The sequence below is a fragment of the Streptomyces sp. AN091965 genome, assembly GCF_022698285.1.
In the GTDB taxonomy this organism is placed as follows: Bacteria; Actinomycetota; Actinomycetes; order Streptomycetales; family Streptomycetaceae; genus Streptomyces.
The window spans coordinates 8,125,876-8,141,032 of sequence record NZ_JALDMY010000001.1 but is presented as its reverse complement, the minus strand read 5'-3'; the positions used below and the strand labels follow the sequence as shown (position 1 = coordinate 8,141,032).

At 75.0% G+C, this 15,157-nt stretch carries 1 protein-coding gene; it reads right to left on the bottom strand.

From position 1 onward, the window contains the following. Positions 1 to 118 precede the first annotated feature (118 nt). A complete protein-coding gene (locus MQV74_RS34265; protein ID WP_242726770.1) occupies positions 119 to 15,118 on the bottom strand; it encodes a type I polyketide synthase in 15,000 nt (4,999 codons plus the stop codon). Positions 15,119 to 15,157: the final 39 nt, after the last annotated feature.

Here is a 15,157-nt window from a genome sequence, read left to right as displayed (position 1 = left end):
CTAGCTCCTAGAGACAAGGGGGGAGAGTGCGGTGCGCCGCCCCCGCGCCGGGGCGGGGGCGGGGGCGGCACATCAGGGGATTGCGGGGTGCCGCGTCAGGGGAAGGCGGGGCGGCACATCAGGAGATCCCGAACTCCTTGCTGATGAAGTCGAACATCTCGTCGTCCGTCGCGGACTCCAGCTCCTCCGCGACCTGCGCGTCCTCGTCGTCGTCCGCGCCACGGGTGCACCGGTCGAGCAGCACCCGCAGCCGCTCGGCGATCGTGGCCAGCTCGTCGTCCGACGGCGCGCTCTCGGTGAGCCCCAGCTCCAGCGTGTCGAGCTGGGACAGGAGCGCCGCCGACTCGCCGTCGCCCGGGGCCAGTTCGTCCTTGAGGTAGGCGGCGAGCGCCACGGGCGTGGGGTGGTCGAAGACGAGGGTGGTGGGCAGGGGCAGGCCGGTGGCCGCGCCGAGCGCGTTGCGCAGTTCGACGGCGGTGAGGGAGTCGAAGCCCAGCTCCCGGAAGGCACGGCCGGGTTCGACCCGCTCGGGCCCCGGGTAGCCGAGGACGTCCGCCGCGTGCGTGCGGACCAGGTCCTCCAGGAACCGGTCCCGCTCGGGCCCGGAGAGCGCCGCGAGCTGCCGCGCGAGGTCGGGTTCCGTGCCGCCCGCCGCCCCGCCGTCCGTGCGGGCCGTGCGCTCCTGGAGGGCACGGGCCTCGGGCAGGTCGGCGAAGAGCGGGTTGGGCGCGAGCGCCGGGCCGCCTGCCAGGTACTGCTCCCAGTCGACGTCGGCGATGACCGTGACGGCCAGGTCCTGGCCGAGGGCCCCGCCGAGCGCGGCGACCGCGAGCCCCGGCTCCATGGGCGGCACGGCGCCGCCCCGCGCCCGGTCGGCGGCCATGCCGCCACCGCCCCACGCGCCCCAGGCGACGGAGGTCGCCGTGAGGCCGCGCGCCCTGCGGTGCTCGGCGAGCGCGTCGAGCGCGGCGTTGGCGGCGGCGTAACTCCCCTGTCCGGGACCGCCGGAGAGCCCGGCGAAGGACGAGAAGAGCACGAACGCCGACAGGTCGAGGCCGGACGTCAGCTCGTCCAGGTGGCGAGCCGACTCCACCTTCGCCCGGAAGACGGTGGCGATCCGCTCCGCCGTCACTCCGTCGAGCACGCCGTCGTCCAGGACGCCCGCCGTGTGGAAGACGGCGGTCAGCGGGGCGGTGTCGGGCATCGCGTCGAGCAGCTCCGCCAGCGCGTCGCGGTCGGCCACGTCACAAGCGGCGATCGTGACCCGGGCACCCAACTCCTCAAGCTCCGCCCGGAGTTCGGCGGCACCCGGCGCGTCCGCGCCCCGGCGGCTCGTCAGGACGAGGTGCCGGGCGCCCCGCTCCGCGAGCCAGTGGGCGACGTGTCCGCCGATGGCGCCCGTGCCGCCGGTCACCAGGACGGTGCCGTCCGGCGTCCACTCCCCCACCGCGGCGGGGTCGAGCGGTGCCCGCTCCAAGCGGCGCGCGAACACCCCGGAGCCTCGTACGGCCACGTGGTCCTCACCGGCCCACGCGCCGCCGACGACACCGGCGAGCCCGGCGGTGGCCCGCCCGTCGACGGTCTCCGGCAGGTCGACCAGGCCGCCCCACATCCGCGGGTACTCCACGGCCACCACGCGGCCCAGGCCCCACAGGGCCGCCTGGGCGTGCCGGGGCGCGGGGTCCGCGCCGCCGATGGCCGACGCGGACCGGCTGGCAAGCCAGAGCGGGGCGCCCAGGTCCGCGGTGTGCAGGGCCCGCACCAGGGTCACGGTCGCGGCGAGCCCGCGGCTCACCCCGCCGCGCACGGCGTGCGGCTCCTCGTCCGCGGCCAGCAGCGAGAGCACGCCGGTCAGCGCGCCGTCGCCGGCCGCCGCCTCCTTACGCAGCCGCTCCGCGAGTTCGTCGCGGTCGGCGCCTTCGGCGTCCGGTACGACGACCGTGCGCACCTCGGCGCCGAGTCCGCCGAGCGCGTGCCCGACCGAGGCCGCCCAGTCGGCGACGTCCGCGCCGCCGTCCGGCACGACGAGCAGCCACGTGCCGTCGAGCCGCGCGGCGGGCGCGTGGCCCAGCGGCTTCCAGGCCACGCGATAGCGCAGGGCGTCCAGCGTCGAGGCCGTACGCCGCTGCCGCCGCCACGACGACAGGACCGGAAGCACCTCGCCCAGCGCCCCACCGTCGGCACCGCCGCCCAGCTCGGCACTCAGCGACTCCAGGTCCTCCCGCTCCACGGCCTCCCAGAACCGCGCCTCCACCTCGTCGGCGGCGACCCCGCCCGTACGCGTGGCGGCCGGTCCCGACGTCAGCCAGTAGCGGTCGTGCTGGAAGGCGTACGTGGGCAGATCGACGCGGCGCCGGGACTCGACCGGGGCGTACAGCGGCGCCCAGTCGACCTCGACTCCGCGTACGTGCAGCTGGGCGAGGGCCGCGAGGAACGCGTCGGCCTCGGGGCGGTCCTTGCGAACGGCCGCGACCAGGCCCGCCTGGGCGGCGGGCTCGGTGAGCGTGTCGTGCGCCATCGCGGTGAGCACCGCGTCGGGGCCCAACTCCAGGAAGGTCGAAACGCCGTGCCCTGCCAGTGCCTTCAGACCGTCGTGGAAGCGGACCGACTCTCGGATGTGACGGACCCAGTACTCCGGGTCCTTCAGCTCGGCAGGATCCGCCAGCTCACCGGTGAGGTTGGAGACCACCGGCAACGTCGGGTCCTGGTACGTCAGCTTGGCCGCGACCTTACGGAAATCGTCCAGCGCCGGGTCCATCAACGGCGAGTGGAAGGCGTGGCTGACCTTCAGCCACTTCACCTTCCGGCCCTGGCCGCGCAGGGTCTGCTCCAGGCCTTCGAGAGCCGCCCGGTCACCGGAGAGCACCAGCTGCGCCGGGCCGTTGACGGCGGCCACTCCCACACGCTCCGACAGGAGCGGCAGCACATCAGCTTCCGTGGCCTGCACCGCCAGCATCGCCCCGCCCTCGGGCAGGGCCTGCATCAACCGGCCACGCGCAGCGACCAGTTGAGCCGCATCCTCCAGCGACCACAATCCAGCCACGTACGCGGCGGCCAGCTCACCGATCGAGTGACCGCCCACGATCTCGGGGCGTACGCCGAAGGACTCCGCCAGACGGAACAGGGCAACCTCGACAGCAAACAGGGCGGGCTGCGCGTAACCGGTCTGCTCAAGCAGGTCCGCGTCCGCACCGAACATCACGCTCTGGAGCGAACGTTCTATCCACGGATCTATATGAGCACACACCTCGTCCAACGCATCCGCGAACACCGGGAACGTCTCGTACAACTCACGGCCCATGCCCAGGCGCTGGCTGCCCTGGCCGGTGAAGACCACGCCGAGGCGGCCCTCGACCACCGAGCCCGTGACGGCCCCGCGCCCGCCGGACGCCAGCGACTCCAGGCCCGTCAGGAGTTCGTCCCTGCCCTCGCCCAGGACCACGGCCCGGTGCTCCAGCGGCGAACGGCCCGACAGGAGCGACCAGCCCAGGTCCACGGCGTCCAGGGCGGTGTCGGCCGCGATGTGGCCCAGGAGCCGCTCGGCCTGCGCCCGGAGCGCGTCCGCGCTGCGCGCCGACACCAGCCACGGCACGGCCGTCACCGGCGCGACCGGCACCACGGCCTCCACCGGCTCCTCGACCGGCGCCTGCTCCACGATCACGTGCGCGTTGGTGCCGCTCACGCCGAACGACGAGACACCGGCGCGGCGCGGCGCGTCCCCGCGCTCGGCCCACTCCCGGGCCTCCGTCAGAAGCTCGACGGCACCTTCCGACCAGTCCACGTGCGTGCTCGGCCGGTCCACGTGCAGCGTCTGCGGCAGGACGCCCTCGCGCATGGCGAGGACCATCTTGATGACACCGGCGACGCCCGAAGCGGCCTGGGTGTGACCGATGTTGGACTTCACCGAACCCAGCCACAGCGGCTGGTCCTCCGGCCGGTCCTGGCCGTACGTGGCGAGCAGGGCCTGGGCCTCGATCGGATCGCCCAAGGTGGTGCCGGTGCCGTGGGCCTCGACCGCGTCCACGTCACCGGCGGACAGCCCGGCGTTGGCGAGGGCGGCACGGATCACGCGCTGCTGAGAAGGCCCGTTCGGGGCGGTCAGGCCGTTGCTCGCGCCGTCCTGGTTCACGGCGGAGCCCTTGACCACCGCGAGGACTTCGTGTCCGTTGCGGCGGGCATCGGACAGGCGCTCCAGGAGGAGCAGGCCGACGCCCTCGCCCCAGCCCGTGCCGTCCGCCGCCTCCGCGAACGGCTTGCACCGGCCGTCGGCGGCGAGGCCCTGCTGCTTGCTGAACTCGTCGAAGGCGGTGGGCGTCGACATCACGGTGACGCCGCCCGCGAGGGCCATGTCGCACTCGCCCTGCCGCAGGGCCTGCGCCGCGAGGTGCAGGGCCACGAGCGAGGACGAGCAGGCCGTGTCGACCGTGACCGCCGGGCCTTCGAGCCCGAACGCGTACGAGAGACGGCCGGAGACCACGGCTCCGGCGCTGCCGGTGAGCAGGTAGCCCTCGACGCCCTCGGGCAGGTCCTGGACGCCCTCGCCGTAGCCCTGGTAGCCGGAGCCGATGAAGACGCCGGTCTGGTGGCCGCGTACGGAGGCGGGGGCGATGCCCGCGCGCTCGAACAGCTCCCACGACGCCTCCAGGAGGAGGCGCTGCTGGGGGTCGATGGAGAGGGCCTCGCGCGGCGAGATGCCGAAGAACGCGGCGTCGAACCCGGCGGCGTCGTAGAGGAACCCGCCCTCCGCGCGGTACGCCGCCGCGCCGGTGGTCTCCCAGCCCCGGTCGGCGGGGAACGCCGAGATCGCGTCCGTGCCCTCGGACACGAGCCGCCACAGGGCGTCCGGGCTGGTGGCGCCGCCCGGGTAGCGGCAGCTCATCGACACGATGGCGATCGGGTCGTCGGCGGGCGCGGGCGCGACGGCCCGCGTCTCCGTGGTGCCCGGCACGTCGCCGAGCGCCTCGCGGCGCAGATGGGCGGCGAGCAGACGGGCGTTGGGGTAGTCGAAGACGAGGGTCGTGGGCAGCTTCAGGCCGGTCGCGGCCGTGAGCCGGTTGCGGACCTCTACCGCCGTCAGGGAGTCGAAGCCCAGCTCGCGGAAGGCGCGGTCGGGCTCGACGGCCTCCGCACCCGCGTAGCCGAGCACGGCCGCGGCGTGCGCCCGTACCAGGTCGAGGGCCACCCGCTCACGCTCCGGCACCGGCAGGGCGGCGAGCCGCTCGGCCCACTCGGAACCCGCCGCCGCGTGCGCTGCGGTGGGCGCGGCGGCCGTCTCCGGCCCTTCGAGGGCACGCCGCACCTCGGGCAGTTCGCCGATGAACGGGCTGGGCCGCACCGACGTGAAGGCGGGCGCGAACCGCTCCCAGTCCACGTCCGCGACGGCCACGAACGTCTCGTCGTACGCCACCGCCCGGGCGAGCGCGGCGACCGCGAGCCCCGGCTCCATGGCCGTGACGCCGACGCGCCGCAGCGCTTCCTCGGCCTCGGCACCGGCCATGCCGCTGCCGCCGCCCCACAGGCCCCACGCGACGGAGGTCGCGGTCAGGCCGCGGGCGCGGCGCCACTCGGCGAGGGCGTCGAGGTGGGCGTTGGCGGCCGCGTAGGCGCCCTGGCTGCCGCTGCCCCACACTCCGGCGTTGGAGGAGAACAGCACGAACGCGTCGAGCGAACCGGTGTCGAGGAGTTCGTCGAGGTGCGTGGCGCCCGCGACCTTCGCCTCCAGGACGGCGGCGATGTCCGCCGTGGTCATCGTGTGCAGCGGCTGCTCCTGACCGGCGCCCGCCGCGTGGAAGACGGAGCGCAGGGTGCGCCCGTCCGCCGCCAGCTCGTCGAGGAGCCCCGCGACGGCGTCCCAGTCGGCGACGTCGCAGGCGGCGACGGTGACCTCGGCGCCCAGCTCCTCCAGTTCGGCCTTCAGTTCGGCCGCGCCCGGGGCCTCGGGGCCGCGGCGGCTGGTGAGGACGAGGTGCTCGGCGCCCTCGCGGGCCAGCCAGCGCGCCACGTGCCCCCCGATCGCGCCCGTACCGCCGGTGATGAGGGCGGTGCCGCGCGGCGACCACTGGGGCTCCGCGCCCCGGTCCTCGGGCAGCGGGGCGTGGGCGAAGCGGCGCACGAAGACGCCCGTGTCCCGCACCGCGAGCTGGTCCTCGCCGCCGGGCCCCGCGAGGGCGGCGGCGAAGCGCGCGCCGGAGCGGGTGTCGTACGACGGCGGCAGGTCGACCAGACCGCCCCAGCGGTCAGGGTGTTCCAGGGCCACGACCCGGCCGAGGCCCCACAGCTGGGCCTGGTCGGGGCTGACGGCCCGGTCGCCGCGGCCGGTGACCACGGCGCCGTGCGATGCCGTCCACAGGCGCGCGCCGATCCCGGCGTCACCGAGGGCCTGCACCAGCGCGACGGTCCCCGCGAGCCCGGCGAACACGGCCTCGTGCCCGTCGACGGCGGTCTCGTCGAGACCGAGGAGCGAGACCACACCGGCGAGCTCCCCGCCGGGGAGGTCTCGCAGCCGCCCGGCCAGCGCCTCACGCGTCAACTCGTCCGAGGTGATCCGCAGTTCGGCCACCTCCGCACCGGCCCGCGCCAGGGCCGCGACGGAGCCCGTGGCCCACGGGTGCTTCGCGGCGTTCTCGGGCAGCACCACCAGCCACCGGCCGGTGGGCCCGGACGTCGGCAGGGCGCTGTTCGCCAGCGGCTTCCAGGTCACGCGGTAGCGCAAGGCGTCCAGCGCCGACCGCTCGCGCCGCTGCCGCCGCCACGACGACAGGGCGGGCAGGACGGATCCGAGGCCCGCGGCCGAGTCCTCCGCGATCTCCAGCTCCGCCGTCAGCCCCGCCAGGTCCTCGCGCTCCACGGCCTCCCAGAAGCGCGCCTCGACCTCGTCCACGGCGAGTACGGGCTCCGCGCCCGGCGCCTCGTCCTCGGTCAGCCAGTAGTGCTGGCGCTGGAAGGCGTACGTGGGCAGGTCGACGACGGTTCCGGCGCCCGGGTAGAACGCCTTCCAGTCCAGCTCGGCGCCGCGCGCGTGCGCCTCGGCGACCGAGGCGAGCAGCCGCGCTGCCCCGCCTTCGTCACGGCGCAGCGAACCCAGGGCGACGGCCGCCCCTTCGCGCCCGACGGCCTCGATGGTGGCCTGAACCGGGACGGTGAGCACCGGGTGCGGGCTCATCTCCAGGAACAGACCGTGCCCCTCGGCCAGCAGGCCACGGGTGGCGTGCTCGAACAGGACGGTCTGGCGCAGGTTGCGATACCAGTAACCCGCGTCCATCAGGGTGCCGTCGGACAACCAGGAGCCCGTCAGCGTCGAATACAGCGGGACCTCGGCAGCCTGGGGGCTGACACCCTCCAGCGCCTCCAGGATCTGGGCCTCGATCTGCTCCACGTACGAGGAGTGCGAGGCGTAGTCCACCGGGATCGTACGAGCGCGGACGTCCTGGCCGACGCACTGCGCGACCAGCTCCTCCAGAGCCTCCGGCTCACCAGAGACCACCACCTGGGCGGGGCCGTTGACGGCCGCGACCTCGATCCGGCCCTCCCAACCCACGATCAGCCCGCGGACCTCGGCCTCGGGCAACGGCACCGACACCATGCCGCCCTTACCGGACAGCTCACGAATCGCCAGGCTCCGCAGCGCGACGACACGAGCCGCATCCCGCAGCGAGAGCGCGCCTGCCACGCACGCGGCGGCGATCTCGCCCTGGCTGTGACCGACGACGGCGGCGGGCTTCACCCCGGCCGCCTGCCAGACGGCAGCCAGCGACACCATCACGGCGAAGAGCACCGGCTGGACCACGTCGACCTGGTCGAACCGGTCGCCGCCCAACTCCTCAAGGAGGTCCCAGTCCACGAACTCGGCGAGCGCGTCCGCGCACTCCCGCATCCGCTCCGCGAACACCGGCGACCCGTCGAGCAGTTCGCGAGCCATCCCGGCCCACTGCGAACCCTGACCCGGAAACACGAACACCGCACGACCCGCACCGCTCACCGCACGGCCCGTGACCACACCGCCCGCCGTGGCATCACCCTCGGCAAGGCGCTCAAGAGCCGCGAGGAGGTCCTCGCGGTCGCGGCCGAGGACGACGCCCCGGTGCTCGAACCGGGAGCGGGTCATCGTCAGGGACCAGCCCAGGTCCGTCAGGCCGATCTTCTCGGTGTCGTCGTGGTCCGCTTCGGCGAGCAAGCGCTCCCGGAGCCGGTCCGCTTGTGCGCGCAGCGCGTTCTCGCTCTTCGCCGACAGGGCCAGCGGGACGAGGCCGGGGACCACCGACGGTGCGGGGGTCGGTGCGGGCCCGTCGCCGGCGTCGGCGGGAAGGGCTTCCTCCACCGGTGCCTGCTCCACGATCACGTGCGCGTTGGTGCCGCTCATGCCGAAGGAGGAGACGCCCGCGCGCCGCGGCCGTCCCGTCTCCGGCGCGGTCCACTCGCGCTCCTCGGTCAACAGCTCGACGGCCCCTTCGGACCAGTCGACCTCGGTCGTCGGCGTCTCGGCGTGCAGCGTCTTCGGCAGGACGCCGTGCCGCATCGCCATGACCATCTTGATGACGCCCGCGACGCCCGCGGCCGCCTGGGCGTGCCCGATGTTGGACTTGACGGAGCCGAGCCACAGGGGCTCCCGGTCGCCGGGCCGGTCCTTTCCGTACGTGGCCATGAGGGCCTGGGCCTCGATGGGGTCACCGAGCGACGTGCCCGTGCCGTGCGCCTCGACCGCGTCCACGTCGGCCGCGCCGAGGCGGGCGTTGGTGAGGGCGGCGCGGATGACGCGCTGCTGGGAGGGCCCGTTCGGGGCGGTGAGGCCGTTGCTCGCGCCGTCCTGGTTGACGGCGGAGCCACGGACGACCGCGAGGACCTTGTGGCCGTTGCGCCGGGCGTCGGAGAGCCGCTCTAGGACGAGCATGCCGATGCCCTCGCCGACGCCGAAGCCGTCGGCGCCCTCGGCGAACGGCTTGCAGCGGCCGTCCGCAGCCAGGCCGCGCTGGCGGCTGAACGCGACGAGGGTGTCGGGCGTCGACATGACCGTGGCGCCGCCCGCGAGGGCCAGGGAGCACTCGCCCTGGCGCAGCGCCTGCGCCGCGAGGTGCAGGGCGACGAGCGAGGACGAGCAGGCCGTGTCGACGGTCACGGCCGGGCCTTCGAGGCCGAAGGAGTAGGCGAGCCGGCCGGAGATGACGCTGGTGGAGTTGCCGGTCATCAGGTGGCCTTCGAGGCCGTCGGGGACCTCCCGCAGGCTTTCGCCGTATCCCTGCGACGAGGCGCCGACGAAGACGCCGCCCGCGCTGCCGCGCAGTGTCGCCGGGTCGATCCCGGCGCGCTCGAAGGCCTCCCACGCCGTCTCCAGGAGCAGCCGCTGCTGCGGGTCCATCGCCAGGGCCTCGCGCGGCGAGATCCCGAAGAACGAGGCGTCGAACTCGCCCGCCTCGTGCAGGAAGCCGCCGCCGCGCGAGTACGTGGTGCCCTGGTGGTCGGGGTCGGGGTCGTACAGGTTGGCGGTGTCCCAGCCGCGGCCCTCGGGCAGTCCGGAGGTGGCGTCGGCGCCCGCGCCGACGAGCCGCCACAGGTCCTCGGGGTTCGCCACGCCGCCGGGGAAGCGGCAGCTCATGGCGACGATGGCGACCGGTTCGTCGGTGTGCCCGTGGGCGGGCGCGGCGAACGCGCCGCCCGGCGTCGTGCCCGCCGTCGCCTCGCTGTCGCTGTCGCCGTCGGTCAGTTCGGAGGCGAGGTGGCGGGCGAGGGCGAGGGGGGTGGCGTAGTCGAAGACGAGGGTCGCGGGCAGCCGCAGGCCGCTCGTCTCCTTCAGACGGTTGCGCAGCTCGACGGCCGTCAGGGAGTCGAAGCCCAGGTCGCGGAAGGCGCGCTCGGCGTCCACGTCGTCGCCGGTGGCGTAGCCGAGGACGGCGGCGGCCTGGCCGCGCACGTGGTCGAGGAGCGCACGCCCGCGCTCGTCGGCAGCGAGGCCGCGCAGGCCACGGACCAGTGCGGGCGTGTCGCCGTCCGCGCCACCCCGGTCGGCGACGGCGCGCCGGGCGGGGCCGTGGACGAGGCCGCCGAGCAGCGGCGGCAGGTGCGGGCCGTGCGCGGTGCGCAGCGCGGCGGTGTCGAGGCGCACCGGCACGAGGGCGGCGGCGCGGAGCCCGAGCGCGGCGTCGAGCAGGCCGAGGCCCTGCTCGGTGGCGAGCGGGGCGACGCCGGAGCGGGTCATCCGGTCCAGGTCGTCGGCGCTGATCTGCCCGGCCATGCCGCCGCGTTCGGCCCACAGGCCCCAGGCGAGGGAGGTCGCGGGCACGCCCTGGCCGCGCAGGGCGTGCGCGTAGGCGTCGAGGAAGGTGTTGCCCGCCGCGTAGTTGCCTTGTCCGGCGCCGCCGAGGACGCCCGCGACGGAGGAGAAGAGGACGAACGCGTCGAGGTCGGCGGCCGCGGTGAGCGCGCGCAGGTTGACGGCGGCGTCGGCCTTGGGCCGCAGGACGCGGTCCAGCTGCTCGGCGGTGAGCGAGGAGGTGATGCCGTCGTCGAAGACGCCCGCGGTGTGGACGACCGCGGTGAGCGGGTGCTCGTCGGGTACGCGGGCCAGGGCCGCGGCGAGGGCGTCCCGGTCCGCGGCGTCGCAGGCGACGATGTCGATGCCGACACCCAACTCCGCCATGTGCGAGGCGAGTTCGGTGGCGCCGGGCGCTTCGGGGCCGCGGCGTCCGAGGAACAGCAGATGCCGTACGCCGTGCGCGGTGGCGAGGTGCCGGGCGACGAGGCCGCCGAGACCGCCGGGGGCGCCGGTCACCAGGGCGGTGCCGGACGCGTTCAGGGCGGCGGGGGCCTCGGCGGGTTCGCCGAGGTCGCGGGTGAGCCGGGGGACGAGCACGGCACCGGCGCGCACGGCGCACTCCGGCTCGCCGTGCGCGTACGCGGCGGGCAGCGCCCGCAGCGACTCGGGCGCGTCGTCCACGTCGGCGAGGACGAACCTGCCGGGCTCCTCGGACTGCGCGGAGCGCAGCAGACCGAGCACGGCGGTGTGGGCGAGTCCAGGCACCGGCTCGTCGGGGGTGACGGCGGCGGCGCCACGCGTCAGGACGACCAGGCGCGCGTCGGCGAGGTGTTCGTCGGCGAGCCACGCCTGGACGAGGGCGAGCGCGTCACGGGTGGTGGCGTGCACGGCGGCCGCGAGGCCGTCGGCAGCCGTGGCCGTGGGGCCCGGGGCCGCCGTGAGGTCCGGGGCCGCGACCACGACGCCGGGCGCGGGCGTGCTGCCGTCGGCGACCGCCGCGGTCAGGTCGGCGAGGGCGGGGTACGCGGTGACGTCGACGCCGTCCTCGCCCAGGGCGCGGGCCACACGCTCGGCGCCCGCGCCGAAGACGGCCCACGAGTCGGCCCGGACCGTGCCGTCGGCCTGCGCCGCCGCCACCCAGTTCACGCGGTACAGGTGCGGGACGCGGGTGCGCTGCGCGGCGAGACTCCGGCGCGCGTCGACGGTGCGGGACACCAGCGCGCCGATCGACGCGACGGGCGCGCCCGATTCGTCGGCCAGCAGCACGGAGAGGGTGTCCCCACCGCTTCCGGACCGGGTCAGGCGTACGCGCAGGGACTTCGCCCCGGTCGCGTACAGGGAGACGTCGCTCCAGGAGAACGGCAGCCGGGGCGCACCGCCTTCGTCGCCGTCCGAGCCGTCCGGCCCGTCCGCACCGTCCTGTGCCAGGTGCGCCGCCTGGAGCGCCGCGTCGAGGAGCACGGGGTGCAGGCCGAAGCGGCCCGCCTCGTCGCGCCGGTCCTCGGGGACGCTCACCTCGGCGAACACCTCGTCGCCGCGCCGCCAGGCGCCGCGCAGCCCCTGGAAGGCGGGGCCGTACTGGACGTCCGCCGCCGCGAACTCCTCGTAGAGGCCCTCGACGCCGACGGGCTCCGCGCCGCGCGGCGGCCACTGGGCCAGGTCGGATGTGCCGGGCGTGGTGTCCGCCGTGCTCAGGGCCAGTACGCCGGTGGCGTGCCGGGCCCACGGCTCGGCCTCCGCGCCGCCCGCGTCGGGCCCGGCCTCGGGCCGGGAGTGGAAGGCCAGCGACCGCCGCCCGGAGGCGTCGGCGGAGCCCACGATCAACTGGAGCTGTACGCCGCCCGTTTCGGGGACGACGAGCGGTATCTCCATGGTGAGTTCTTCGACCAGGTCGCAGCCGACCTGGTCGCCCGCGCGCGTCGCCAGCTCCACGAACGCCGTCGCGGGCAGCAGCACGGCCCCCGCCACGGCGTGGTCGGCCAGCCAGGGGTGTGTGCGCAGCGAGAGCCGCCCGGTGAGCAGGTGCCCGTCGCCGTCGGCCAGCGGCACCGCCGCGCCCAGCAGCGGGTGCCCCGCGTCATCGAGCCCGGCCGCGGTGACGTCACCGGCACCGGAGTCGGCACGCAGCCAGTAGTGCTGCCGCTGGAAGGGGTACGTGGGCAGGTCGACGGTCGCGCGCGTGCCGGGGAGGAGGGCCTGCCAGTCGAGTTCGGCACCGTACGCGTGGGCTTCGGCGAGAGAGGCCGCGAGGCGGTCGGCGCCGCCCTCGTCGCGCCGGAGGGAACCGAGAGTGGCGGCGGGGCTGTCGGTCGCGTCGATGGTGGCCTGCACCGGGACCGTCAGGACCGGGTGGGGGCTCATCTCCAGGAACAGACCGTGGCCCTCGGCCAGCAGGCCACGGGTGGCGTGCTCGAAGAGAACCGTCTGGCGCAGGTTGCGATACCAGTAACCCGCGTCCATCAGGGTGCCGTCGGACAGCCACGCGCCGGTCAGCGTCGAATACAGCGGGACCTCAGCGGCCTGCGGGCTGACACCCTCCAGCGCCTGGCCGATCTGGGCCTCGATCTCCTCCACGTACGAGGAGTGCGAGGCGTAGTCCACCGGGATCGTACGAGCACGGACATCGCGGGCCACGCACTGCGCGACCAGCTCCTCCAAAGCCTCCGGCTCACCAGACACCACCACCTGAGCGGGTCCATTGACGGCCGCGACCTCAATACGGCCCTCCCAACCCACGATCAGCTCACGCACCTCGGCCTCGGGCAACGGCACCGACACCATGCCGCCCTTGCCCGACAGCTCACGAATCGCCAGGCTCCGCAGAGCCACCACCCGAGCGGCATCCCGCAGCGAGAGCGCGCCCGCCACACACGCGGCCGCGATCTCACCCTGACTGTGGCCCACCACAGCGGCGGGCTTCACCCCGGCCGCCTGCCAGACGGCAGCCAGCGACACCATCACCGCGAACAACACCGGCTGGACCACGTCGACCTGGTCGAACCGGTCGCCACCCAGCTCCTCCAGCAAGTCCCAGTCCACGAACTCGGCGAGCGCGTCCGCGCACTCCCGCATCCGCTCCGCGAACACCGGGCTGGACTCCAGCAGCTCCACGGCCATCCCGGCCCACTGCGAACCCTGACCCGGAAACACGAACACCGGGCGGACCGTCCCGCCCAGCGCGCGCCCGGTGACCACGCCCTGGGCGGCGCCCTCGCCCTCGGCAAGGCGCTCAAGCCCCGCGAGGAGTTCGTCCCGGTCACGCCCGAGGACGACGCCCCGCTGCTCGAACCGCGAACGGGCCGAGGCGAGCGTCCAGGCCACGTCGTCCGCGTCCGCCTCGGCGTTAGCCAGCAGGTGCACGTGCAGTCGGGCGGCCTGGGCCGCCAGTGCGTCGGACGTCTTCCCGGACAGGGCAAGGGGCACCACGCCCGGGATCACGGGGGCCGCGGAGGCCTCCTCGGCCGTCGGCTCCTCGGCGGGTGGGGCCTGCTCCACGATGACGTGGGCGTTGGTGCCGCTCATGCCGAAGGAGGAGACGCCCGCGCGGCGGGGCTGTCCGGCCTCGCGCTCGGTCCACTCGCGGGCCTCGGTCAAGAGCTCGACCGCGCCCGCCGACCAGTCCACTTCGGAGGTCGGCGCGTCCACGTGCAGCGTCTTGGGCAGGACGCCGTGGCGCAGCGCCATGACCGTCTTGATGACGCCCGCGACTCCGGCGGCGGCCTGGGTGTGGCCGATGTTGGACTTCAGCGAGCCCAGCCACAGCGGACGGTCCGCCGAGTGCTCCTTGCCGTACGTGGCGAGCAGCGCCTGCGCCTCGATCGGGTCGCCGAGGGTGGTGCCGGTGCCGTGGGCCTCCACGACGTCCACGTCGGCGGCGGTCACGCCCGCGTTGGCGAGGGCCGCGCGGATGACGCGGCGCTGGGACGGGCCGTTGGGGGCGGTCAGGCCGTTCGACGCGCCATCCTGGTTGACGGCGGAGCCGCGTACGACGGCGAGGACCTTGTGGCCGTTGCGGCGCGCGTCGGACAGGCGCTCGACGAGGAGCATGCCGACGCCCTCGCCCCAGCCGGTGCCGTCCGCGCCCTCGGCGAACGCCTTGCAGCGGCCGTCCACCGCGAGGCCGCGCTGACGGCTGAACTCCACGAACGTCTCGGGGGACGACATGACGGTCACGCCGCCCGCCAGGGCCATGGTGCACTCGCCCTGGCGCAGTGCCTGCGCCGCGAGGTGGAGGGCCACGAGCGAGGACGAGCAGGCCGTGTCGACCGTGACCGCCGGGCCCTGGAGGCCGAGGACGTAGGACAGGCGACCGGACATGACGCTGGTGGTGTTGCCGGTCAGCAGGTGGCCCTCGACGCCTTCGGGGGCCTGCCGGACACCTTCGCCGTAGCCCTGGTAGCCGGAGCCGACGAAGACCCCGGCGCGGGTGCCGCGCAGCGCGGCCGGGTCGATCCCGGCGCGCTCGAAGGCCTCCCACGCGGTCTCCAGGAGGAGCCGCTGCTGCGGGTCCATCGCCAGGGCCTCGCGCGGCGAGATCCCGAAGAACGCGGCGTCGAACTCCCCCGCCTCGTGCAGGAAGCCGCCCTGGCGGGCGTAGAAGGTGCCGCGCTTGTCGGGGTCGGGGTCGTAGAGCGCGTCGACGTCCCAGCCCCGGTCGTCGGGCAGGTCGCCGATGGCGTCGGCGCCGTCGGCGACGAGCCGCCACAGGTCCTCGGGGCTCGCCACGCCGCCGGGGAAGCGGCAGCTCATGCCGACGATCGCGATCGGCTCCCGGGAAGCCGCCGCCAGCTGCTGGTTCTGCCGTCGCAGCCGCTCGGTCTCCTTCAGAGACGCGCGCAGCGCATCGACGACCGTGTCCGAAGGCCTCGTCATGTCCGGCTCCACATTTCGTGCTGCGTCAGGAATCGCTGC

Bases quoted from the DNA above. Each gene is read 5' to 3' on its own strand.
- MQV74_RS34265 (WP_242726770.1), bottom strand. From the start codon at position 15,118: ATGACGAGGCCTTCGGACACGGTCGTCGATGCGCTGCGCGCGTCTCTG.